The sequence below is a fragment of the Ferrovibrio sp. MS7 genome, from assembly GCF_038404985.1.
GTDB lineage: Bacteria > Pseudomonadota > Alphaproteobacteria > Ferrovibrionales > Ferrovibrionaceae > Ferrovibrio > Ferrovibrio plantarum.
Genome location: NZ_JBBKBA010000001.1, coordinates 1,161,840 through 1,185,111, shown reverse-complemented (window position 1 = coordinate 1,185,111; position 23,272 = coordinate 1,161,840). Strand labels below are relative to the sequence as shown.

General features: G+C 63.9%; 22 protein-coding genes. 8 read left to right on the top strand and 14 right to left on the bottom strand.

The genetic code is table 11. The features are described 5' to 3' along the window. Nucleotides 1–47: 47 nt before the first annotated feature. Nucleotides 48–812 carry an SDR family NAD(P)-dependent oxidoreductase gene (locus V6B08_RS05745; protein ID WP_341978770.1) on the bottom strand — a complete coding sequence of 255 codons (765 nt, stop codon included), beginning with the start codon at nt 810–812 and terminating at the stop codon, nt 48–50. Further along, the gene (gene pimA, locus V6B08_RS05740) at nt 809–2,491 is read right to left on the bottom strand and encodes a dicarboxylate--CoA ligase PimA (protein ID WP_341978769.1); all 1,683 of its coding nucleotides are present in this window, start codon (nt 2,489–2,491) and stop codon (nt 809–811) included. Before pimA ends, V6B08_RS05745 begins: the two co-directional genes overlap by 4 nt. 88 nt (nt 2,492–2,579) lie before the next feature. On the opposite strand from pimA, the gene V6B08_RS05735 reads away from it, so the two are divergent. Beyond that, nucleotides 2,580–3,368, top strand: coding sequence for an SDR family NAD(P)-dependent oxidoreductase (locus V6B08_RS05735; RefSeq protein WP_341978768.1), 789 nt, complete (start codon nt 2,580–2,582; stop codon nt 3,366–3,368). Nucleotides 3,369–3,390: 22 nt separating this feature from the next. Here V6B08_RS05735 and V6B08_RS05730 read toward each other — a convergent pair whose 3' ends face one another. Genes V6B08_RS05730 through V6B08_RS05715 form a run of 4 tightly spaced genes read right to left on the bottom strand, consistent with a single transcriptional unit; the run spans nt 3,391 to nt 9,251 of the window. After that, nucleotides 3,391–4,620, bottom strand: a complete 1,230-nt coding sequence (locus tag V6B08_RS05730; protein ID WP_341978767.1) for an amidohydrolase family protein — start codon at nt 4,618–4,620, stop codon at nt 3,391–3,393. A gap of 4 nt (nt 4,621–4,624) precedes the next feature. Beyond that, nucleotides 4,625–7,129, bottom strand: a complete 2,505-nt coding sequence (locus tag V6B08_RS05725; protein WP_341978766.1) for a branched-chain amino acid ABC transporter ATP-binding protein/permease — start codon at nt 7,127–7,129, stop codon at nt 4,625–4,627. Between the two features lie 3 nt (nt 7,130–7,132). Beyond that, complete coding sequence (locus tag V6B08_RS05720; RefSeq protein ID WP_341978765.1) at nt 7,133–8,005, bottom strand: branched-chain amino acid ABC transporter permease; 873 nt, start codon at nt 8,003–8,005, stop codon at nt 7,133–7,135. A gap of 58 nt (nt 8,006–8,063) precedes the next feature. Further along, on the bottom strand, nt 8,064–9,251 hold the full coding sequence (locus V6B08_RS05715) for an ABC transporter substrate-binding protein (protein WP_341978764.1): 1,188 nt from the start codon (nt 9,249–9,251) through the stop codon (nt 8,064–8,066). Nucleotides 9,252–9,507: 256 nt separating this feature from the next. Here V6B08_RS05715 and V6B08_RS05710 point away from each other — a divergent pair, with 256 nt between their 5' ends. From V6B08_RS05710 to V6B08_RS05700, 3 genes are all read left to right on the top strand, one after another. Next, entirely contained in the window at nt 9,508–9,930 is a 423-nt protein-coding gene (locus V6B08_RS05710) for a nuclear transport factor 2 family protein (RefSeq protein WP_341978763.1), read from the top strand. A gap of 91 nt (nt 9,931–10,021) precedes the next feature. Continuing rightward, the gene (locus tag V6B08_RS05705; protein ID WP_341978762.1) at nt 10,022–10,474 is read left to right on the top strand and encodes a MarR family winged helix-turn-helix transcriptional regulator; all 453 of its coding nucleotides are present in this window, start codon (nt 10,022–10,024) and stop codon (nt 10,472–10,474) included. Nucleotides 10,475–10,485: 11 nt separating this feature from the next. Continuing rightward, complete coding sequence (locus tag V6B08_RS05700; RefSeq protein WP_341978761.1) at nt 10,486–10,890, top strand: DUF1398 domain-containing protein; 405 nt, start codon at nt 10,486–10,488, stop codon at nt 10,888–10,890. On the opposite strand, the gene V6B08_RS05695 is transcribed toward V6B08_RS05700, so the two are convergent. Beyond that, entirely contained in the window at nt 10,887–11,780 is an 894-nt protein-coding gene (locus tag V6B08_RS05695) for an isocitrate lyase/PEP mutase family protein (RefSeq protein WP_341978760.1), read from the bottom strand. The two genes, V6B08_RS05700 and V6B08_RS05695, sit on opposite strands and share 4 nt — an antisense overlap. A gap of 136 nt (nt 11,781–11,916) precedes the next feature. On the opposite strand from V6B08_RS05695, the gene V6B08_RS05690 reads away from it, so the two are divergent. Continuing rightward, on the top strand, nt 11,917–12,711 hold the full coding sequence (locus tag V6B08_RS05690) for an IclR family transcriptional regulator domain-containing protein (RefSeq protein ID WP_341978759.1): 795 nt from the start codon (nt 11,917–11,919) through the stop codon (nt 12,709–12,711). A 1-nt stretch (nt 12,712) separates the two neighbouring features. Here the strand turns inward: V6B08_RS05690 and V6B08_RS05685 are convergent, their stop codons facing one another. The 7 genes from V6B08_RS05685 to V6B08_RS05655 form a co-directional block, all read right to left on the bottom strand. Then, a complete protein-coding gene (locus tag V6B08_RS05685) occupies nt 12,713–13,687 on the bottom strand; it encodes a branched-chain amino acid ABC transporter permease (RefSeq protein WP_341978758.1) in 975 nt (324 codons plus the stop codon). 11 nt (nt 13,688–13,698) lie between these two features. Further along, nucleotides 13,699–14,562, bottom strand: coding sequence for a branched-chain amino acid ABC transporter permease (locus V6B08_RS05680; RefSeq protein ID WP_341978757.1), 864 nt, complete (start codon nt 14,560–14,562; stop codon nt 13,699–13,701). Nucleotides 14,563–14,571: 9 nt separating this feature from the next. After that, nucleotides 14,572–15,276: an ABC transporter ATP-binding protein gene (locus V6B08_RS05675; RefSeq protein ID WP_341978756.1), complete on the bottom strand. Its 705-nt coding sequence runs from the start codon at nt 15,274–15,276 to the stop codon at nt 14,572–14,574. Then, nucleotides 15,269–15,988 (bottom strand): ABC transporter ATP-binding protein, encoded by a 720-nt coding sequence (locus tag V6B08_RS05670; RefSeq protein ID WP_341978755.1) that lies wholly within the window; start codon nt 15,986–15,988, stop codon nt 15,269–15,271. The genes V6B08_RS05675 and V6B08_RS05670 overlap by 8 nt, the downstream gene beginning before the upstream one ends. A gap of 3 nt (nt 15,989–15,991) precedes the next feature. Continuing rightward, nucleotides 15,992–17,257 carry an ABC transporter substrate-binding protein gene (locus V6B08_RS05665; protein ID WP_341978754.1) on the bottom strand — a complete coding sequence of 422 codons (1,266 nt, stop codon included), beginning with the start codon at nt 17,255–17,257 and terminating at the stop codon, nt 15,992–15,994. Between the two features lie 131 nt (nt 17,258–17,388). Further along, on the bottom strand, nt 17,389–18,264 hold the full coding sequence (locus tag V6B08_RS05660; protein WP_341978753.1) for a MaoC/PaaZ C-terminal domain-containing protein: 876 nt from the start codon (nt 18,262–18,264) through the stop codon (nt 17,389–17,391). Nucleotides 18,265–18,291: 27 nt separating this feature from the next. Next, the gene (locus V6B08_RS05655) at nt 18,292–19,446 is read right to left on the bottom strand and encodes an acyl-CoA dehydrogenase family protein (protein ID WP_341978752.1); all 1,155 of its coding nucleotides are present in this window, start codon (nt 19,444–19,446) and stop codon (nt 18,292–18,294) included. Between the two features lie 159 nt (nt 19,447–19,605). Between V6B08_RS05655 and V6B08_RS05650 the strand changes: the two genes are divergently transcribed. The 3 genes from V6B08_RS05650 to V6B08_RS05640 are packed head-to-tail and all read left to right on the top strand — an operon-like array spanning nt 19,606 to nt 23,203. Further along, nucleotides 19,606–20,526, top strand: a complete 921-nt coding sequence (locus V6B08_RS05650) for an SDR family NAD(P)-dependent oxidoreductase (RefSeq protein ID WP_341978751.1) — start codon at nt 19,606–19,608, stop codon at nt 20,524–20,526. 17 nt (nt 20,527–20,543) lie between these two features. Beyond that, nucleotides 20,544–21,995, top strand: a complete 1,452-nt coding sequence (locus V6B08_RS05645; protein WP_341978750.1) for a 3-oxoacyl-[acyl-carrier-protein] synthase III C-terminal domain-containing protein — start codon at nt 20,544–20,546, stop codon at nt 21,993–21,995. Nucleotides 21,996–21,997: 2 nt separating this feature from the next. Next, nucleotides 21,998–23,203, top strand: a complete 1,206-nt coding sequence (locus tag V6B08_RS05640; RefSeq protein ID WP_341978749.1) for an acetyl-CoA acetyltransferase — start codon at nt 21,998–22,000, stop codon at nt 23,201–23,203. Nucleotides 23,204–23,272: the final 69 nt, after the last annotated feature.

Here is a 23,272-nt window from a genome sequence, read left to right as displayed (position 1 = left end):
GATCGCCGGGTCAAGCCCGGCGATGACGAATTGGTGTAAGAGCGCCCCTACCCGATCGTCACACCGCCATCGGCGACGATCACCTGGCCGGTGATGAAACTCGCCGCCCCAGAGGCGAGGAAGGCGACGATGCCGCCGATCTCATCCGGCTCGCCGATGCGGCGCAACGGGGTGGTGGCGGTGCGCTGTTTCAGCAGCGCCTCGTCCTCCCACAGCGCGCGGGCGAAATCGGTCTTGATCAGGCCGGGTGCCACGCAGTTGACGCGGATATTCTTCACGCCCCACTCGACGGCGAGATTGCGCGCCAGGGCGAAATCGGCCGCCTTCGAGATGCCGTAGCCGCCGATCACCGGCGTGCCGCGGATACCGGCGATGGACGAGACGATGATCATGCTGCCGCCACCGCGCTCGGCCATGCCCGGCAGCACCAGGTTGGAGAGCCAGAGATTGCTCTTCACATTGGCATGCATGATCTTGTCGAAGGCTTCATCGCTCAAATTGCCGAGCGGGCCATAAACCGGATTGATCGCCGCGTTGCAGACCAGGATGTCGATGCGATGCCAATGCCGCAGCGTGCCAGCGACCAGCGCCTCGACTTCCGGCTTGCGCGAGATGTTGCAAGGCACCACCAGTGCTTCGCCACCTTTCATACGGATCTCAGCGGCAACCTCCTCGCAAGGTTCGGCCTTGCGCGCCGAGATCACCACTTTCGCGCCGCAGGCCGCCAGCGCATGCGCCGCCGCGCGGCCAATGCCCCGGCTTGAGCCGGTGACGATGGCGACTTGGCCGGAAAGATCAAACGGGTGGGTCATGACGCGGCTTTCTCCTGAGATACTTTGGCGCGTTCTTCGTCGCGCAATTCCTTCTTCGACAATTTGCCCACCGGCGTGCGCGGCAGGGCCTCGCGAAATTCCAGCATCGCCGGCATTTCATGGCGCCCGACCTTGTCGGCCAGGAAGGCGCGCAGTTCATCGAGGGTGAATTCGGCCTGGCCCGGCTTCACGGTGATGAAGGCCTTCGCCGCCTCGCCGCGATAACCATCCGGCACGCCAACCACCAGCACTTCCGCCACCGCCGGATGCTCGTAGATCGCCTGCTCGATCAGTTGCGGATAGACATTGAAACCGCCGGAAATGATCATGTCCTTCTTGCGGTCGACGAGATAGAAATAGCCGTCCTCATCGTAATGCCCGATATCGCCAGTGAGGAAATAGCCATCCACGAAGGCTTCCGCTGTTTCCTCCGGACGGTTCCAGTAACCAGGCGTGACATTCAAGCCCTTGATGCGGATTTCACCAGTCTGGTTGGGCCCGAGCTTGCGGCGCGGATCGTCGAGCGCCACCACATCCATTTCGATACCCGGCATCGGCAGGCCGACAGAACCCGGCTTGTGCAGGCCATGGCGCAACTGCGCCGTGCCGGCGGGCGAGGTTTCGGTCATGCCCCAGCCGCCACCAAGCCGCATGCCGGTGAGCTTCTCGAACCGCGCCGCGACTTCGACCGGCAAGGGCGCGCCTCCGGAGCCGCAATGCTGCAACGAGGAAAAGTCGCGCGTCTCAATGCCGGGATGATTGGCCAGCGCGATCCACATGGTCGGCACGCCGGGAAAGGCCGAGGCACGCTTCTGCTCGATATCGCGCAATGTGGTTTCAACATCGAAGCGCGGCCGCAGCAGGATTTCGCCGCCGGCCGCCACCTGGCGCAGCAGAATGGTGGTGAGCGCATAGATATGGAATAGCGGCAGCACGCCGATGACGCGCTGGCGCATGCTCACATCATCAGCCTGGCGATTATACCATTCATCATACATCGATAAGGCGGCGGTGAGATTGCCATGGGTGAGCATGGCGCCCTTGGCACGCCCGGTGGTGCCGCCGGTATATTGCAGCAGCGCGATATCGTCGGGCCCCACAGCAGGCCAAGCGGCGGGCGCCACGGCATTGGCAATGAAATCGCTGAAGCGCTGCACGCCCGGCTCTGCCGGTATCGGCATCAGAGAAGAGGCCGGCAGGGCATAATCGACTTCCGAGCCGACAACGACTTGATCCACCAGCCCGGCGGCTTTCAGCTTCAGCGCCATGCTGAGCATCGCGGGGTAATCCACCGTCACCAGCAGCCGCGCGCCGCTATCGGAAAGCTTGTGCGCCAGTTCGCGCTCGGCATCGAGCGGCGAGAGATGCGTCACCTTTGCCCCGGCGATACCGCTGCCGAAAAAGCAGAAGGGATGATAGGGCGTGTTGGGCAAGTACAATGCTACCGTACTGCCCTTGCCGATACCGTCGCGCAGCAGGGCGGCTGCAAATGCTTCCGCCTGCCGCCCCAGTTCCGTGAAACTGATGACGCTATCGCGGTATTCCAGGATCGGACTGGGACCGTGTTCCGCCACAGCGCGGCGCAGCATGTCGGGCAGGCTGGAACGCACAATCGGCGCATCCCAGCGCATGCCGGGCGGATAGGATTTCTCCCATGGAAAAGGCCGCTCTGCCGCCATCGTGGTTTCCCTGCCCCCCGTATTCTTATGATTGTGGCAACGGTAGGCGCCGCCCCGTATGATTGTCAACAAAACGGAGAGGAAGCCTATGTCGCGTCTGGCTGGAAAAACCGCAATTGTCACCGGCGCCGCCAGCGGCATCGGCCGCGCCACCGCAGGGCTGTTTGCCCGCGAAGGCGCCCGGCTGCTGATCGCCGACCGCCAGCACGATGCCGTGGAAGCAGTGGCTGCCCGCCTGCGCGATGAAGGCCATGACGTGCTAGCCACCACCATCGATGCCGGATCGGAAGCCGATGTGCAGGAAATGATCGCCCTGGCGGAACGCGATCTCGGGCCGCTGGATGTGCTCTATGCCAATGCCGGCATCAGCGGCGGCCTGGTGCCGCTGTTTGAGCAAACCGTGGAGCAATGGCAGGAAATCCTGCGCATCAACCTGATCGGGCCGTTCCTGGCGATCAAGCATGCCGCCCAGGGCATGGCATCGCGCGGCAAGGGCTCGATCATCTGCACGGCTTCCGTGGCGGGCCTGCGCGCCAATGCCGCCGGCACGCCCTACTCCGCCAGCAAAGCCGGCGTGATCAGCCTGGTGCAGACAACGGCCAATGCCCTGACCGGCACCGGCGTGCGCGTCAACGCCATCTGCCCCGGCCTGATTGAGACCGGCATGACGCAACCGATCTTCGATGCCGCTCGCGCCAAAGGCAAGGGCGACCGCATCGGCCAGCTCAATCCACTGGAGCGCGCCGGACAGCCGGAGGAAATCGCCGCCATGGCTTTGTTCCTGGCCAGCGACGAGGCGAGCTATGTGAACGGCCAGGCCTTCGCCGTGGATGGCGGCCTCAGCAGTACGCTCCCTTTCACGCGCCAGCGGCGCTAGGGCCGTTCTCGCGGCAGCGCCGCTAGGGCTTATTCAATGCCGGCGCCGGGCGCGTGAAGCTCTGGCGCCCGCGCTTGAAGCCGATCAGCGGTTGCGCCAGTTCCGCCACCGCCTGGGCGCGGCTTTCCGCATCCAGCACCACGATGTCGGCCTCGGCACCGGCGGCAATGCCATAGCTGCTCAAGTTGAGCAGCCTTGCCGAGCGGCGCGTCACCATGTCGAAGCAATCGGCCATGTCCTGCGGCCGGCCAAGCTGTGCGGCATTGGCGAACAGATTGGCCATGCGCACCAGCGAGGCATCGCCAAACGGCGTGAAGGGATTGAGCACATTATTGGTGGAAAGCGAGCAATTGACGCCCTGGCGCAGCAGGCGATGCGCCGGCGCCACGCCGCGCGGCACGTTATGGTCGAAGCCCCGGCCCATCAGGAACAGATCGGTCGCGGGCAGCACCGTCACTGCCACGCCGGCATCGGCCAAGAGCCGCGCGATATGATCAAACTGCGCCGCCGGCATGGCGGAAAGCTTGGTGACATGGCCGATAGCCACCCGCCCGCCCCAGCCATGCGCTTCGGTCTGGCGGCAGACTTCCTCGATGGTGTTGCGCGAGGCATCGAGATCGAAATCGAGGTGGAAGTCGATGTCGACATCGAATTCGCGGGCAATCGAGAAGATGCGTTCGATCTGGCCGAACGGGTCCGTGTCGGTATAGGGGCAGCCGCCGATCAGATGCGCACCCTGTTTCAGCGCCTGGCGCAGCAGCGCCTCGGTGCCGGGATCGTTCAGCAGACCTTCCTGGGGAAAGACACAGATTTCGATATCCAACGCCCAGGCATAGGCCTTGCGCAGCCGCATCACCGCATCGAAGCCCTTCAGCCCGATGCGCGGATCCACTTCCACATGGCTACGGATGCGCGTGGTGCCCTGCGCGATGGCGCGTTCCAGCACTTTCGCCGCCCGCGCTTCGATATCGGCTTCGGTGAAACCACGCTTGGCGGCGGCCACTTCCGCAATGGCCTCCTCCAATGTGCCCTTGGCGCAGGCGCAGCGATCGAGGATGCAGGCCTTGTCGAGATGCAGATGGGTTTCGATGAATCCGGGCAATGCCAGCCGGCCACCAAAGGTCAGCGAAGGCCCGTCGCCTTTCAATGCCGGCATCACGGCGGCGATGCGGCCGCCGGATAGGCCGATATCAACGCGCTCGGCCTCGTTCTCGGGCAGCCGCACATCGCGCAGGATGAGATCGAAAGACATGGCCTTATTCCGCCGCTGCCTGGCCACCGCCGAGATAGGCGGCTTCCAGGGCCTTGTCGCCGCGCAGCTCGGCAGCCTGGCCCTCGCGCACCACGCGGCCCTGTTCCAGCACATAGGCGCGGTCCGCCACCGCCAGCGCCTGGGTCGCCATCTGATCCACCAGCAACAGCGTCACGCCTTCATCGCGCAGATCGGCCAGCACGGTAAAGACTTCCTGCGCGATGGCCGGCGCCAGGCCGAGCGAGGGCTCGTCCAGCAGCATGACTTTCGGCTTCGCCAGCATGCCACGGCCCAAAGCCAGCATCTGCTGCTCACCGCCCGATAGCAGGCCGGCGCGCTGTTGCAGGCGTTCGCGCAGGCGTGGGAAACGGTTCAGCACCGCGTCGATCTCGGCAGCATCGAAGTCGCGGCGCGTATAGGCACCCAGCTTGAGGTTGTCGAGCACGCTCAGTTCGGGAAATACCTGCCGCCCTTCCGGCACCAGGGCAAGGCCGGCGCGCGCAATGGCCGGCGCCGATTGCTGGCGCAATTCGGCATCGTTCAGCAGCACCTGGCCCTCGATAGGCCGCAGCAGGCCGCTGATGGCGCGCATAGCGGTGGATTTGCCGGCACCATTGGCGCCGAGCAGAGCCACCAACTCGCCGGGCTTCACCGCGATGTTGAGTTTCTCCAGCACCGGTGCGGCGCCGTAGCCGGCGGTGAGGTTCACCGCCGCCAGGATCGGATCGCTCGGCCCCTGCCAGGGCGCGGCGCGCGGCCGGCCGGTGGCGCCGGCCTCGCCGAGATAGGCCTTGATGACGCGGGCATCGCCACGCACCGCCAGCGGCGCGCCGGCGGCAATCGGCGTGCCGGCATCCAGCACCACGATATGATCGGAGATGCCCATGACCAGGGTCATGTCATGCTCCACCAGGATCACCGCGATGCCGGCATCGGCAATGCGGCGCAGCAGCAGGCTCAAGCCATCCTTGTCGGCACGCATCAGGCCGGCGGCAGGTTCATCCAGCAGCAGCACGCGCGGGCGGGTGGCGAGCGCGCGGGCGATCTCCACCAGGCGGCGATCGACATGGGGCAGCGATCCGGCCAGCCGCGCCAGCGGCTCGCGGTAGCCGACGAAGGCGAGCAGCGCCTCGGCCACCGCATCTTCTTCCGCGCCCCTCGCCCCGGCCCGTCCCAGCAGCGCGCCCAGCCGGCCGCGGCGCAGCGCGATACGGATGTTATCGATGACGCTGAGTTCGGGAAAAAGCTGCGTCGTCTGATAGGTGCGGGCGATGCCGGCACGGGCGATGCGCCAGGCCGGCAAGCCAGCCAGTTCGCCATGCTGCAACTGGATCGACCCGCTGCCTGGCTTGTAGAAGCCGCCGATCATATTCAGCACCGTGGTCTTGCCGGCGCCGTTGGGGCCGATCACGCTGGTGACCTGGCCGGGCTGTGCGGTGAAGGCCACGTCATGCGCGGCGCGCAGGCCGCCGAACGAAATGCCCAGCCCCTTCACTTCCAGCGGCGCCGGATCGGCCGGTTTCAGCCAGGCGGCGATATCGGGCAGCAGCATGTCGCTGTCTTCCATTGCGCGACGCGGATCCTCGCGGCGGAAACGATTGCCAAGCGTGCCGATCAGGCCCTTCGGCGCTGCCCACAGCACCACCAGCAGCACCACGCCGAAAAACAGCAGCCGGTATTCGGCGAAATCGGACAGCACTTCCGGCAGGCCGACCACCACCACGGCGCCAAGCAACGGCCCCAGCACCGAGCCGGCGCCGCCGATGATCACCGCCAGCAGAAACAGGATCGACTGGAAGAAGGGAAACGAGCTTGGCGCGATGAACATCATCAGCGGCGAGAACAGCGCCCCAGCCAAAGCGGTGAGCACGGCGGAAAGCGTGAAGGCCACCACCTTGATTTTCACCGGATCGAGGCCCAGCGACTGCGCGGCGGTTTCCGCATCGCGCACCGCGCGCATGCCGAGGCCCCAGGCGGATTTATCGAGCCGGTGATACAGCGCGAAAGCCAGGCCGGCGAGCAGCACGGCAAGCATCGCCATTTCGCGCTCGCCGAAGGAGATGCGGCCCAGGGCCGGCGGCATGATCCCCATCAGGCCATTGGCGCCCCCAGTGAGGTCGCGCCATTCCACCGCGCCATGTTCGATGATGAAGGCAAAGGCAATCGTCACCATGGCAAGATACGGCCCCTTGACGCGCAACGCCGGCAAGGCGAGCAGGAAGCCGATGGCGCCGCCGATCAGGCCGGCAAGCGGAAAGGCGCTCCAGAAACTGACGCCCTTAAGCGCCAGGATGCCGGTGGTATAGGCGCCGAGCGCATAGAAACCGACATGGCCGAAGGAGACCTGGCCGGTGAGGCCGAGCAACACATTGAGGCCGACGCCGACCGTGGCCGTCATGGCGATCAGGGAGAGCACCAGCAGCATGTAGCCCTTGGCCATGCCGGCGAGAATGATGCCGAGCATGGTGAAAGCGAAAATCAGCAGCGGCATGAGGGCGGAACGCGGCATGGCCTAGACTTTCTTGACGCTGGCGCGGCCCAAAAGGCCATTGGGCAGGAAGGCCAAAGCCACGATGACCAGAGCGAAGGTGACGATCTGGGTATAGGTCGAGCCAAACGAGACGGTGATCAGCGCTTCCATCAGGCCGAAGACCAGACCGGCCAGCATCACGCCCCAGGCAGAGCCGATGCCGCCAAGGATGGCGACGGCGAAGGCCTTGATGCCGAACAGCGTGCCCATATCCGAATGCACCGCATAGAGCGGTGCGATCAACAGGCCGGCGATGCCGGCGAACAGCGCCGAGACGGCGAAGGAAATGGCAATCGCGGCGCGTACATTGACGCCCATGAGGCGCGCGGCATCCGCATTCTGCACCACCGCCAGCAAGGCCTTGCCATGCCGCGTGCGCTGCATGACGAATTGCAAGAGCACGGCAAGGCTCAAGCCCGCCACCGGAATCAGTAGTTGCAGCGGATAGACGCCGGCACCGATGATCTCCACCGGCTTCACCGCGAGTTCGGACGGAAAGCTTCGCGGCTCCTTGCCGAAAGTGAACAGCACGCAATTATCCAGGATGATGCCGCCGGCCACGGTGGCCATCAGCCAGCCATTCGAGCCGCGTTCAGCAAACGGCCGCACCAGGAAGCGTTCGACAACGAGGCCGAACAGGGCGCAGAGGATGAGGCTCAAAATGATTGCCAGCGGCATCGGCCAGCCATAGCGGACGCCGATGATGTAGCCGAGCACAGCAGCCAGCATCACCACGCTGCCCTGGCTGAAATTCACCGTGTTCGACACGGCATAGGTGACATGATAGCCGAGCGCGATCAGGCCATACATGCTGCCGAGGCCGAGGCCGGAGACGATGGCGGCGGTGAGAAGCATGGGCTTGCCCTAACAATGAAGAACTGCCGGGCCGCGCAGACGGCCCGGCAGGAGGCAATCAATTGGTCAACGGGAGGATTTCCGGGCCGACGAAGCGGGTGAAGATATAGTCCTTGGGCCCAAGCGCATCCTGGTTATCGGATGAGAACGGCTTGAAGTAGCTCTTGATCAGGCCGTCATACTTGTCGATGCCGTAGAAACCCATGCGCACCTTGGGGCCTTCGGTGCTGCCGGCCTTGGCAATCGCCAGCGCGGTGAGATGCAGGCCATCATAGGCATTGGCGATGCCGACCGCCGGCGTCACGTCGGCAGTGGTCTTGATCTCCGGGAACTTCTTCTTCAGCGCGGCGAAAACCTGCTCGCCCTTCGGCGTCAGCTTGCCCGAGAAGGTGAAGGTCTGGATGAAATGCACCTTGGGCGCGCTGGCACCGGCCAGTTCGTTGAAGCGGCCACCGGCCGGACCCCAATGCGACACGATGGGCACATCCCAGCCCATGCGGTCGAGTGACTTCACCACGATGGAGCTGGGCGCCACATTGCCGACCATGAACAGCGTATCGGCACCGGCCGCCTTCAGCCGGGTGAGCTGCGGCACCACGTCGACATCGGCATCGTTGAACTTCTCGATGCCGGCATAGGGCATGTTGGCGCCGCCGAGCGCCTTCTTCAGGCCAGCCTCGTTCGACTCGCCCCAGGAATTGTTGATCAGGATCATGCCCGGCTTCTTGGCGCCGTATTTCTTCACCGCGTAATCGACCAGGGCCTGATCGACGATCTCGTCCACGGCGGAAACGCGGAAGGCATAATTCTCGGCCGCACCATTGCGAGTGATCGGCGTGCCGGCGGCCCAGACGCCCATGAAGGGCACCTTCTCGGTATTCATATAGGGCACGATGGCCATGGAGACCGGCGTATCGAGGCCGCCGAACAGCACCGCCACCTTCTCGCGCTGCACCAGTTCACGCGCCGCCAGCAGGCCCTTGCCGGGGTTGCTCTCGTCGTCGCGGCGGATCAGTTCCAGCGGCCGGCCGAGTACGCCGCCCTTGGCGTTCACTTCCTCGATGGCGATGGTGAGGCCACGGGTGATGGCTTCACCGGATTTCGCCGACTGGCCCGAAAGCGCGGCGACCAGGCCGATCTTGATCGGATCAGCGGCATGGGCAGCGGCGCCCGGCAGCGCCAGCATAGCGGCGATGGCGGCGGCGCCCAAAAGCTGGCGGCGGCTGAAGGCAGTATGTACGGACATGGCAGGTCTCCCCCGGTTGATAAGCCGAAGGAAGAAAGAGCAAGGCCCATGCCAGAGGCTAAGCTTTTGATACGGCGGAGTTTATCCCTGGGCAGGGGGTTCCGTGCCCAGGTTTTGAGCAGATTGCACGCGGAATTTGCCAAGATTGTATACAGTATGGCGACCAGCTATGGTCAAAGCCCTGGACTGTCATACACCAGCCGGCGGCACTGCTTTTGCAGAGAGCAATTGCCGCACATCTATATATGAGGAAGCCATGAGCGCCGCGCCGAAGCAGACCCTGAGCCAAACCGAGCAGGATGCCGAGACGGTGCGGCTATTCCTGGAAGCCAGCATGGTGCCGGACCCGGAAACCGCCGAACGCTATATCAGCCCCGACCTAGTGATCACCTTCACCGGCGGGCGCAAATACCGCCATCCGCGCGAGACCGCTGCCTTCAATGCCGGGCGCTACCAGCGGGTGAAGAAGCAGTTCGAACGCTTCGACGTGGTGCCCGACGAGGCCGAGACCATCGTCTATTCGCTCGGCACGCTCTATGGCGAATGGCCCGACGGCACCCCTTTCGAGGGCAATCGCTATATCGACCGCTTCGTGGTGCGCGGCGGCAAGATCGTGCAGATGGATGTGTGGAACGACAGCGCCGAACGGTTGCTGACCCGCCACGATATCACCGCCTGAAGCTGCCCATAGCCGTGAGCCAATGACTGCCCGGATAATAGTTGACTAAGAAACCACATCCATGTAGTTTCCTAGTCAACAAGGAATTGTCATGTCCGCTCCCTCCGGCATCGAAGACCATCTCGGCTATTGGCTGCGCCTGGTATCGAACCAGGTGTCGCAGAATTTCGCTGCCCGGCTCGCCGCCGAGGAAGTGACGGTGGCGGAATGGGTGATGCTACGGGCATTGCACGGCCAGCCGCCCCTGGCGCCAAGCCGGCTGGCGGAGATGATGGGCATGACGCGCGGCGCCATCACCAAGCTGGCCGACCGGCTGATCGCGAAGGACCTGCTGCTACGCCAAGCCGATCCGGCGGATGGCCGCGCCCAGACCCTGCAACTCACGCCGCGCGGCACCCGGCTGGTGCCAAAACTCGCCGCCCATGCCGACCGCAACGACACAGAATTCTTCGGCGCACTCTCGGCCACGGATCAGAAAACCCTGCGCCGGCTACTGCAACTGCTTGCCATACAGCATCGCATCAGCGGCATGGCCACCGAATAAGGACATCGACCATGAACATCTCTGCCCATGAAACCCTGGCCACCGCCTGCATGAAGGGGGCGGAGACCGGCAGTATGAGTTTTCCCGAGATCATCGGCGCGCTGATGCAGGCCGGCTTCGATGGCTATGCAGTGGATTTCCGCCGTGGCATGGCAACCTATTATCCGCCCGAGGCAGCACCGCTGGATATTGCCATGCACAGGCTCGATGCGGCCATCGCGCCGCGCTTCGAGGCGGAAGCGATCCGCGCTGCGATCCGGGAGGCCCAGAGCAATGCGCCGGGCTACACCTATCCCGGCTTCTGCATCAAGGCCGCAACGGCCGGCTGCGCCGGCTATATCGTGTCGCTATTGGGCCGCCGCGTGGTCTATTACGGCCGCGACGGCGAAATGCATGTGGAGCATTTTCCCAACTAGTCGCGACTGCCGTATTTCTTATCGAAATCCCACACTTCGGCAAAACCCATCTGGCGGCTGAAGCTCTGGAAATCGGCCATCGGGATCGGGCTGCCTGCCGTCGAGCCCTGCTCTTTCAGCGTGGTGTAGACCTGCTGGAATACCGCACCGGCCGAGAGGAAGGCAGCGGTGGGGAAAATCGCCAGGGCATAGCCGAGCTGTTCCAGCTTCTCGCGGCTTAACACCGGGGTGCGGCCGGATTCCACCATGTTGGCCAGCAGCGGCACGTCGAAATGGCGGCAGATGCGCGCCATCTCCTCCTCGCTTTCAGGCGATTCCACGAACAGCACATCGGCCCCGGCCTTCACATAGGCCTCGCCGCGCCGCAAGGCTTCGTCCAGGCCCAAGGTAGTGCGCGCATCGGTGCGGGCGATGATGAGGAAATTCGGGTCCTCGCGCGTATCCACCGCCACCCGCAGTTTCAGCACCATGTCTTCCATCGGCAGCACGCGGCGGCCCAGGGTGTGGCCGCAGCGCTTGGGGAATTCCTGGTCCTCGATCTGGATCGCAGCGGCGCCAGCGCGCTCGTAGCCGCGAATTGTGTGCATCACGTTCAGCGCGCCACCATAGCCGGTATCGCCATCGGCAATCAGCGGCGTAGATGCCACATTGCTGATGGTGCGCACGCGGTTTTCCATATCCGTATAGGTGGCGAAGCCGGCATCAGGCACGCCGAGATAGGAAGCCGAAACGCCATAGCCGGTCATGTAAAGCGCCTCGAAGCCGAAGGTATCGGCGATGCGCGCGGTGATCAGATCATAGATCCCGGGCGCCACCAGCAGGCCCTTGTCCCTGGCCTTGAGACGCTGGCGCAGGGCGGCGCGGCGTGCCGCGAAACTCGGCTGGCTCATGGCATTTCCTCCGATTGCTTCTTGGCCTTCTTCCTAGCGAAGACGGCGGCGTATTTGAAGGGATTTCCCTTGCCCTTCGGCACTATTTCACGTATTGAAATGGGCGTTCAAGAGTTTCCGGGAGGAGACAGCAGACATGCCATCCTTCAAGCCGGTGATCGCGCTGACGCGCGGCCTGGAAATCCTGCGTGTGGTGAACGAGCAGCAGCAGACCAGCGTGGGCGCGCTGCACAAGGCCACCGGGCTCGACAAGGCCACCATCGTGCGCATGCTGGAAACCCTGGAGCATGAGGGCTATGTGATGCGCGACGCCGACCGCGCGCTCTATGCCCCCACCGGCCGCGTGCTGGTGCTGAGCCAGGGCTATGACCAGCATCTGTGGATCGGCAGCGTTGCCGACCCCTTCCTGCAGGAATTCCGCAAGCAGATCGGGTGGCCCTCCGACGTGGCGCTGTTCGACCGCGACGCCATGATCGTGGTGCAGACCACACGCGAACCCGGTTCGATGCTGCTGAGCCGCAAGCCCGGCTTCCGTTTCCCACTGCTGGCGACTTCGCTCGGCCGTGCCTATCTCGCCTTCCTGCCCGAGGAACAACGCGAGGCGGTGGTCAGCGAACTGGCGAAGAATCCGGAGCATTGGAACGATCTGGCACGCAACCGCAAGAAGCTGAACCGCCTGCTGAGCGATACCCGCAGCCGCGGCTATGCCTTCACCGACGATGCCTATAGCCGCGAAGTGTTCAACGACGCCATGTGGGCCATCGGCGCGCCGATCATGCAGGGTGATCAGGTTTTCGCCAGCATCAACATCATGATGCTGCGCCGCGCCGTGGCGGTGGAAGACGGCATCAAGCAGTTCGCCGAGCCCTTGCGCCAGACCGCCGCCCGCATCGCCAAGGCCCTGGTGACGCAAAAAAGCGGCAAAGCCTGAGTTAAGCCGGCTTGCGCTTGAATAGCCGCTCGATCAGCGGCAGCAGGCCACGCGGCGAGGCCAGGATGACGCCGATCACCACCGCGCCATAGATGAAGTAATGCAGTCCCGGCAGCACGCCGCCGAGCTTGCCGCGCAGTACTTCGCCGAGCGGCACCAGCAGCAGCGCGCCGAGCGCCGGCCCGAAGGCGCGGCCCAGCCCGCCCACCGTGGCGAACAGCACGATTTCAATGGTGATCACCGGCGAAACCAGCTGATACGGATCGGCGAAGGTGAGATAGCGGGCATAGACGGTGCCGACCAGCGAGGTCAGCACGGCGGAAATCACCATCGCCAGGGTCTTGTTGCGCAGCAGGGCGACGCCGATGGCCTGGGCGGCATTCTCGTTGTCGCGCACCGTGCGCAGGTAATAGCCGAGCGGCGAATTCAGGATCGCCAGGTTGACCAGAATGCAGATGACGGCCAGCGCCAGCATCATCCAGAAGGCACCCTTGCCACCGCCGAATTCGAAATTGAGAAAATTGCCGTTATCCTTGGGCAGGAACAGGCCGGACGCGGCGCCGAGGAAATCGCTGCCGATCACCACGATCTCGGCCATCTCGGCAAAAGCCAGGGTGATCAGCGCAAACGAGAGATGGCCGAGGCGGAAGCGAAAATCGACCCAGGCGATGGCTGCTGCCAGCACAGCGGCAACCGCCGCCGAAATCAGCATGCCGAACCACATATTGATACCGAGTTTCAGCAGCAAGGCACTGGCCAGCATGGCGCCGCAGCCGACGAACAGGCTATGGGCCAGCGAAATCTGCCCGGCAATGCCGCCGACCACATTCCAGGCCGAGGCCAGCGCCATGTAGACCAGCGTCAGGGTCAGGATATGCAGGTAATAGCTCGGCAGCATGAGCGGCAGGGTGGCGGTGGCCGCCAGCGCCAGCCAGAGCCAGGGATTCTTGATCGTGGTGAAGAATTCCGGACGCATCGTCGCCTCTCCTAGCGGGTTTTCCAGGTGAGGCCTTGCGGCCGGAACAGCATGATCAGCACAAAAATGATGTAGGGCAGCAGCATGCCGAGCGTGTGCGAGAGGTAGATCGTGCCCATGGCTTCCGCCGTGCCGATGACGATACCGCCGAGCATGATGCCGACGAAATTGGTCATGCCGCCGAGCACCACGGCTAGCAAGGTGATTACCGTGTAGCGCAGGCCCTGGTTGGGATGGATTGGCGTGCCGGGGATCAGCAAAGCGGCAGCTATGGCCAGGATGCCGATGCCGAGCGCGAAGGTGAACAGCCGCACGCGCGGCACATCAATGCCCATCAGGGCTGCGGCACGCGGATTCTGGTGCACGGCGCGGATCGAGCGGCCGATATCGGTGGCCCGCAGCATGACGTAAAGCAGGATAGCCAGCGCGAAGGACGACAGGCAGGCGATGATATGCGGCAGCCGCATGATCACGTCGCCGGCAATCACCAGCTTCGATTCCACCATGGAGGGCACGCGCACCGGCTGGCCGCCGAAGCCCATCAGCAGGCCGTTCTGCAGCAGCAGCGACAGGCCGAGCGTGAGCTGAATCACCATCAGGAGATGATGCCCTGCCACCGGCCGGATCAGGAAATGATAGGCCAGACCGCCAAGGGCTGTGAGCACCGGCACGCCAATCAGCATGGCGAGATACGGGTCCATGCCAGTGAGCGAATAGACCGCGAGGCAGAGGAACATGCCGAGCGAGACGAAATCGCCATGGGAGAAATTGACGATGCCGCTAACGCCATAGACCAGGCCCATGCCGAGCGCCAGCAGGCCATAGGTGGAGCCGATCAGCAGACCTTGGCTGAGGGCTTGCAGGAGTTCTTCCATCGCTTCCTCCTAGAGCCCGAGATAGGCGCGCCGGGTGCGCGGATCGTCGCGCACCGCATCGGCCACGCCTTCCACCGCGATCCGGCCGCGTTCCAGTACATAGCAGCGGTCGGCATGCTTCAGCGTCAGATTGAGATTTTGTTCCACCAGCAGGATTGTCATGCCGGCGGCCTTCAACTGGTCGATGATCTCGAAAATGTACTGCACGAACAGCGGCGCCAGGCCGAGCGATGGCTCGTCCAGCATCAAGAGCCGCCCGCGCGCCATCAGACCACGCCCGATGGCCAGCATCTGCTGCTCGCCGCCGGAAAGCGTGCCGGCATCCTGGCTCATGCGTTCTTTGAGGCGCGGCAGCATTTCCAGCACGCGCTCAAGTTCCGCCGGACGATGCGGCTTGGCGGTGGGATTGAGGCCACCAAGCAGCAGGTTCTCGCGTACGCTCATTTCCGGGAAGACCAGGCGGCCTTCCGGCACCTGCACGATGCCGGCGGCGACGCGCTGCTTCGCCGGCATGGCGGTGATGTCGCGGCCCTCGAACAGGATTTGGCCCTTGCTGGCCGGCACAATGCCGGAAACACAGTTGATCAGGGTCGACTTGCCGGCATTGTTGGCGCCGAGCAGGCCGACGATCTCACCCGGCTGCACGGTGATCGACACGTCATGCAGCACGTCGACGCCGTCATAGCCGGCGGTGATGGAGCGCAGTTCAAGCATCGAGATGCTCGCCGAAATAAGCGTCCTTGACGCGCTGGTCCTCGATGATCTCGGCTGGCGTGCCTTCCGCGATCTTTTCGCCGAAGTTGATCACCACCATTTTCGTCGCCAGCCGCATGATCACCGGCATGACATGCTCTACCATGACGATGGTGGCGCCCTGGGCATGCAGGTCGCGGATAGCGGCGATCGGCGCCTCGGTCTCGGCCATGGTGAGGCCAGCCATCACTTCATCCAGCAGAATGAAGCGCGGCTCGGTGGCGACGCATTTCGCCACTTCCAAAAGCTTCTTGTCCTGCAGCGAAAGCGAAGCCGGGGTGAGCAATTCCTTGCCGCCGAGGCCAACACGCTTGAGCGTGTGGGCGGCAAAATCAATGGCCTCGCGCAAAGGCCGGCGCACCAGGGCGGCGGTGGCGACCACGTCCAGAGTGGTCATGTCGGCGAAGGTCTGCACGATCTGGAAGCTGCGCACCAGGCCACGCCGCACCAGATGATGCGGCGGCACGCCGTTGATGCGCTGGCCCTCGAAACGGACTTCGCCGCTATCGATGGGCAGGAAGCCGGAAATCAAGGCAAACAGCGTGGTCTTGCCGGCGCCATTCGGCCCGATGATGCCGAGAATGTCGCCGGTTTCGACCTTGAAACTGACTGCGTTCACCGCCACCAAACCACCGAAGCGTTTGGTGACGGCATCGACTTCGAGAAGCGCCATGGGTTAGGTGCGCGCCCGCGGCTTCACTTGCGCGAATTCGCTCGGGAACACCACTTCCTGGCCCTGATTCTCCAGCCACTGGATGAACATGGCCGAACCATCGGCCGGCAGGCGGTCCTCGGCGAAGGCCAGGCCCTGCGGCTTGGCGACATAGAGGTCCGGGTCGCCGCTGGGGAATTTCACCGCTGCCAGCGCCTTGTGGATCGCCACCGGATCAGCCGAACCCGCCCCTTCCAGCGTGCGCTGCACGATGCGTGCGGCCTGCGCCGCCTGGATCGCGCCCTGGCCGATGATGCTGAGCTTGGCGTTGTCGCGCAGCTCGGCGATGATCTTCTGCATCGATTCCATCTTGGCGCCGGCGGAAAAACCGGTCATGCCGAACAGGTTGCGGGTCAGCACCGACTTGCCGATTTCCGGCCCCAGGTCGCGCCACAGCGACATGTCGGTGTAGCCACCGGTGCCGCCGACGAACAGGCTGCCATGGTAATTCACGTTGAAACGCGCCTGATGCATCAGGATGCCGTCGCGCGGCGTCACCAGGCCGGTGACGAGATCGGGCTTGAGCGAGCGGATGCGGATCATCGCCGCCGTCTGATCCTGCGCCTTGGTATCCAGCGGCGCCTCGCCGATGATCTCGAAGCCGCTCTTTTTCAGCTTGTCGACCAGGAAGTTGTTCACCTGCTGGCCGGCTTCGTAGTTGGAATAGGCCGGCGCCACGGTCTTGAGCTTGTAGCCCTGCTTGTCGCGCAGCCAGACAACGAAATCATGCATCGACTGGGCATAGCCGCGATCATAGGGATAGCCCAGCGAATACATGTAGGGCGACTTGGAACCGCCGGCCCAGACCGACAGCGTCGGCATCTTCAATTCATCCAGCACCGGCGTGATCGCCAGCATCTGCGCCGAAAGAATCGTGCCGGTGAGGAAGGCCACCTTCTCTTCCGTGATCAGGCGGCGGGCCTCGGCGGCGGTGCGCGCCGGCTGGCTGGTGTCATCGGCCACCACCAGTTCGATCTTGGCACCGCCCATGCTCTTGATGCCGCCAGAGGCGTTTATCTTGTTGATGACGTAGAGGAAGGCGGGATGGCCTTCCTGCGCGTAAGCGGCGAGGTTGCCGCTCATCGAGTTGATCACACCGACGCGGATGGTGGCGCCCTGGGCGTAGCTGGGGCGGATATAGGGCATGGCGAAGCCGAGTGCCGCAGCACCAAGGCCGAATTGACGACGATTAATGACAGCCTTGCTGCCCGCAATCCTGCGCAGACCCATCGTTTCTCTCCCAGTATGCCCTGATCGGGCGCGGCCGCTTCAGCGGTCTCTGAAAGAAACGATAACAGCCGTTACAGGCGGCGACAATAACTTATTTCGCGAGGTGAAATTTCATTTCGATATGCTGGAGACTACAGGAACGTCGCCTTGCCGTTGTTCAGCACCACCAGGTCACGCTCGATCACGCGGGCGCGAAACGACACGCCCTCGGCCTCGCGCCAGATTTCGGTGCGGATGGTTTCGCCCGGATAGACCGGCGCGGTGAAGCGGAGCTGCATGGTCTTGAGCTTGGCCGGCTCGTTGCCGCAGCAGGCGCGCACCAGCGCACGCGTGGCGATGCCATAGCTGCACAGGCCATGCAGGATCGGCATCTTGAAGCCGACCGCTTGAGCGATGCGCGGATCGGCATGCAGCGGATTGTAATCGCCAGAAAGCCGGTAAATCAGCGCCGCCTGCGGCAGGGTGGGAATATCCACGGTCTCATCCGGCGCGCGTTCCGGGATCGGATGCGGCGCCGGAACGGGGCCGCCATTCAGGCCGGCCGGGCCGCCGAAGCCACCCTCGCCGCGAATGAAGGTGGTGGAGGTGAGCGTGCAGAGCAGGTCACCGCTCTGCTTGTCGATCACGTCGCGCTCGGAGAACAGCAGCGCGCCCTTGCCCGGCCCCTTGTCGACGATTTCGGTGACGCGGCTCTTGCCGATCACCGTGCCGGCCACCGGCAGCGGCTTGTGTAGCACGATGCCCTGCTCGCCATGCAGCACCATGCGCCAGTCAACGCCGGTATTGGGGTCTTTCAGCCAGAAACCGGGATAGCCGAGCGTGACGGCCATGCTCGGCAATGCCAGCAGGCCATCGCCTTCCTCATAGACATAGCGCAGGTCGTCGAGGTCCATCGGATCGGCGCCACACCCAAGGCCCAGCGCATAGAGAATGGTGTCGCGGGTGGTGTAGGTGTGCTCCAGATCGGCGAATTTCCAATTTTTCAGCTTCTGATACTCGATCGCCATGGCGACGCCCTCCCGATGTCCGATGCCTTAGAGTGACCGCCCGATGATCTCGCGCATGATCTCGTTCGAGCCGGCATAGATGCGGTGCACGCGGGCATCGGCGAAGGCGCGGGCAATGGGGTATTCCCACATATAGCCGTAGCCGCCATGGAGCTGCACGCAGGTATCGACGACACGGTTTTCCAACTCCGAGAGCCACCATTTGCACATCGCGGCTGTGGGCACATCGAGTTCGCCGCGCATATGCTTGGCGACGCAGTCGTTGAGGAAGGTGCGCGCTACATGCACTTCCGTCTTCACTTCCGCCAGGCGGAAGCGGCTGTTCTGGAAATCCGCCAACGGCTTGCCGAAAGCCTTGCGCTCGCGGGTGTAGTTCAGCGTCATCTCATAGGCTGCTTCCATGACGCCGACGGCGGTGATACCGACCAGCAGGCGTTCCTGCGGCAATTCGGTCATCAGCAGCGCGAAGCCGCGCCCTTCCTGGCCCAGCACATTGCTCACCGGCACGCGCACATCCTGGAAGAACAATTCCGAGGTGTCCTGCGCCTTCATGCCGACCTTTTCCAGGTTGCGGCCACGGCTGAAGCCCGGCGTGCTGGCTTCCACCAGGATCAGGCTGATGCCCTTGGCGCCGGCCGCCGCATCGGTCTTGCAGGCAACAATGATCAGGTCGGCGAGCTGACCATTGGTGATGAAGGTCTTCTGGCCGTTGATAATGAAATGGTCGCCATCGCGCACGGCGGTGGTGCGGATGCCCTGCAGGTCGCTGCCGGCGCCTGGCTCGGTCATGGCGATAGCGGTGATGGTTTCCGCCCGGGCCATACGCGGCAGCCACTTCTGCTTCTGCGCCTCGGAGCCGTGATGCAGGATATAGGGCGCGACGATATCGGAATGCAGCCGGAAACCGGGGCCGGAGAAGATGCCGCGCGCCATCTCCTCCACCATGATGGCACTGGTAAGGAAATCGGCGCCGCCGCCGCCATACTCGGTCGGGATATTGGTCAGCAGCAGGCCGTATTCCGCCGCTTTCTGCCAAACACTGCGGTCCACCACGCCCTGTTCCTCCCAGCGCGCATGATGCGGCGCCACCTCGGCGGCAATGAACTTGCGCACGGTGCTGCGGAACAGTTCATGCTCCTCGGTATAGGCAGGCAGGTCGGACAGGGCTGCGGCGGCGGCCATGGGGCGGTCTCCTTGGGGTTTCCTCAACGTTTCTGGCCCCACTCTGCCTTGGCCCGAGCGTTTCGTCAAATGAAATGGGATTTCGTAATTCTTGACTCGAACCTCCCTAGGGTGCAAATCTAACGACTGATAGACTGAGCATAACCTGGAGGAAACGGGATGAGCGGGAACGGGGCCCTCGACGGCAAGGTGGTAATTGTCACCGGCGCGGGGCGCGGCATCGGGCGCGAAATTGCGCTGCTGGCGGCGGCCGAAGGCGGTCGCGTGGTGGTGAACGATCTCGGCGGCGGCGGTGACGGCAGCGGCGCCAGCCAGGAACCGGCGCAGCAGGTGGTGGACGAGATCAAGGCCAAGGGCGGCGAGGCGATTGCCAATTTCGACAGCGTGGCCGAACCGGCCACCGCCAACAACATCATCAAGACCGCGCTGGACAAGTATGGCCGCCTCGATGGCGTGGTGAACAATGCCGGCATCCTGCGCGACTCGATCTTCCACAAGATGAGCGTGGCGGATTTCGAGATCGTGATCAAAGTGCACCTCATGGGCAGCTTCTATATGTCCCATGCGGCGGCACGGCTGTTCCGCGAGCAGAATAGCGGCAGCTTTGTGCATTTCACCTCCACCTCGGGCCTGGTGGGCAATTTCGGCCAAGCCAATTATGCCGCCGCCAAGCTCGGCATTGTCGGCCTGTCGAAGTCGATCGCGTTGGACATGCAGCGTTTCAACGTGCGTTCCAACTGCGTGTCGCCGTTCGCCTGGAGTCGCCTGATCGGCGAAATCCCGACCAACACGGAAGCCGAGAAGAAGCGCGTCGACCGCATGAAGGCGATGGGCCCGGAAAAGATCGCGCCGTTGAGCGTGTTCCTGCTGGGTGACGGCGCCAAGGACGTGACTGGCCAGATCTTCTCCGTGCGCATGAACGAGATTTTCCTGATGAGCCAGTCGCGGCCCATCCGCTCGATCCACCGCAGCGAAGGCTGGACTTGCGACAGCCTGCGCGACCACGGCATTCCGGCGCTGAAAAGCTCGTTCTATCCGCTGGACCGTTCCGCCGACATCTTCTCCTGGGACCCGATCTGATTCGGAGATAAGCAGCAATGAGTTACGGTATTCTCAGTTTCGGCGCCTATATCCCCCGGCTGCGGCTGGCGCGGAAATCCATCGCCGATGCCAATAGCTGGTTCAATCCGGCACTGAAATCCCAGGCCAAGGGCGAGCGCGCCATCTGCAACTGGGATGAAGACCCGGTGACCATGGCGGTGGAAGCCGGCCGCGACGCCCTGAAGGGCCGCAGCCGTGCCAGCGTGAAGTCACTGCGCTTCGCCTCCACCACCTTTCCCTTCCTCGACCGCCTCAATGCCAGCCTGGTCGCCGAGGCACTGAATCTGGGCGAGGAAATCGGCTCGCAGGATGTCTCCGGCACCCAGCGCGCCGCCACCACGGCCTTGCTGCAAGCTTTGCAGGGCCGCGAGGACGTGCTGATCGTCGGCGCCGAGAAGCGCGAAGCCAAGCCGGCCGGCCCGGTGGAGATGTCGTCTGGCGACGGCGCCGCCGCTCTGCTGATCGGCGAGGGCGACCCCATCGCCCTGCTGCTCGGCGCCGCCACCCGCTCGGCGGATTTCGTCGATCACTTCCGCAGCGCCGATTCGGACGGCGATTACGGCTGGGAAGAACGCTGGATCCGCGATGCCGGCTATGCCCGGATCGTGCCGCCGGTGATCAAGCGCTGCCTGGAGCAGGCCGGCAAGTCTGCCGCCGAGGTGACGCATTTCTGCATGCCGGCCGTGCTGCCGAAACTCGCCAATGCCATGGCCAAGGCGGCCGGCATTGCCGATGCCGCCGTGCGCGACAATTTGCATAGCGTGTGCGGCGAAACCGGCACGGCGCATCCTTTGCTGATGCTGGCAGCCGCCTTCGAGGAGGCCAAGCCCGGCGACCTGATCCTGGTGGTGGGCTTCGGCCAGGGCGCCGATGCGTTGCTGTTCCAGGTGACGCCGGCGCTGCCCAAGCTGCCGGCGCGACTCGGCGTGAAGGGCCATCTGGCCCGCCGCCAGCCGGAGACCAACTACACCAAGTTCCTCGCCTTCAACGACAATATGGAACTGGATCGCGGCAAGCGTGCCGAGGTGGATAAGGAAACGCCGCTCTCTTCGCTGTGGCGCAACCGCGCCGCGCTGACCAGCTTCATGGGCGGCGAATGCAAACGCTGCGGCACGCTGCAATTCCCGATCAGCCGCATCTGCGTCAATCCGAATTGCAACGCCATCGACAGCCAGCAGCCACATGCCTTCGCCGACAAGATCGGCCGCATCAACTCCTATACCGCCGACCGCCTCACCTACTCGCCGGATCCGCCAGCCTGCTACGGCATGATCCAGTTCGATGAAGGCGGCCGCTGGATGATGGATTTCACCGACATCGATGCCAACGCGCTTGCCGTCGGCCAGTCGATGCAGATGATGTTCCGCATCAAGGATATCGATCAGCAACGCGGCTTCCGCCGCTATTTCTGGAAAGCTGCACCCACCGCAGCAGCGCAGGGGAGTTAATCATGCCGAAGGGTATTCGCGACAAGGTCGCCATTCTGGGTATGGGTTGCTCGAAGTTCGGCGAGCGCTGGGACATGGAGGCACATGACCTGATGGTCGAGGCCTATGCCGAGGCTTTGCAGGATTCCGGCATCGAGACCAAGCAGATCGATGCCGCCTGGCTCGGCACCGCTATCGAGGAACAGCATGTCGGCAAGTCCGCCGTGCCGCTGGCTGTTGGCCTGCGCCTGCCCTTCATCCCGGTGACGCGGGTGGAAAACTTCTGCGCCTCTGGCACCGAAGCTTTCCGCGGCGCGGTCTATGCTGTCGCCTCGGGCGCCGCCGATATCGCGCTCGCGCTCGGTGTCGAGAAGCTGAAGGATACCGGCTATGGCGGTCTGCCGCAGCGCACCCGTGGCACACTGAACAACCAGACCTGGCCGAATCTCTCGGCGCCCGGCAGCTTCGCCCAACTCGCCGCCGCCTACCGCGCCAAGCATGGCTCCTCGCCCGAAGATCTGAAGCGCGCCATGGCGCATATCTCGGTCAAGAGCCACGACAACGGCGCCAAGAATCCGAAGGCGCATCTGCGCAACAAGATCACGCTGGATACCGTGCTCAACGCGCCCATGATCGCCGAGCCGCTCGGCCTGTTCGATTGCTGCGGCGTGTCGGACGGCGCCGCCTGCGCCATCGTCACCACGCCGGAAATCGCCCGCAGCTTGGGCAAGACCGACCTGATCACCGTGAAGGCGCTGCAGCTTTCGGTCTCCAACGGCCAGGAAGCGCAGCATAATTCCTGGGATGGCAGCTATTTCGCCACCACCCGCATCGCCGCCAAGCGCGCCTACCAGGAAGCCGGCATCGAGAAGCCGCGCGACGAGATCAGCCTGATCGAGGTGCATGACTGCTTCTCGATCACCGAGTTGGTGACCATGGAAGACCTTCATATCTCGGCGGAAGGCACTGCCATCCGCGACGTGCTGGACGGCTTCTATGACGCTGATGGCAGCATCCCCTGCCAGATCGATGGCGGCCTGAAATGCTTCGGCCACCCGATCGGCGCCTCGGGCCTGCGCATGATCTACGAGATGTATCTGCAGATGCTGGGCCGCGCCGGCGAACGCCAGCGCAAGCAGGTGCCGCGCCTCGGCCTGACGCATAACCTGGGCGGCTTCCCGCACCAGAATGTCTGCTCGATCTCGATTGTCGGCCGCTACGACGGCTGAATGAGCGGATAACACGACGCTAAAAGCCCGGGGCATGCCCCGGGCTTTTTTTATCTAGACGTCATCGCC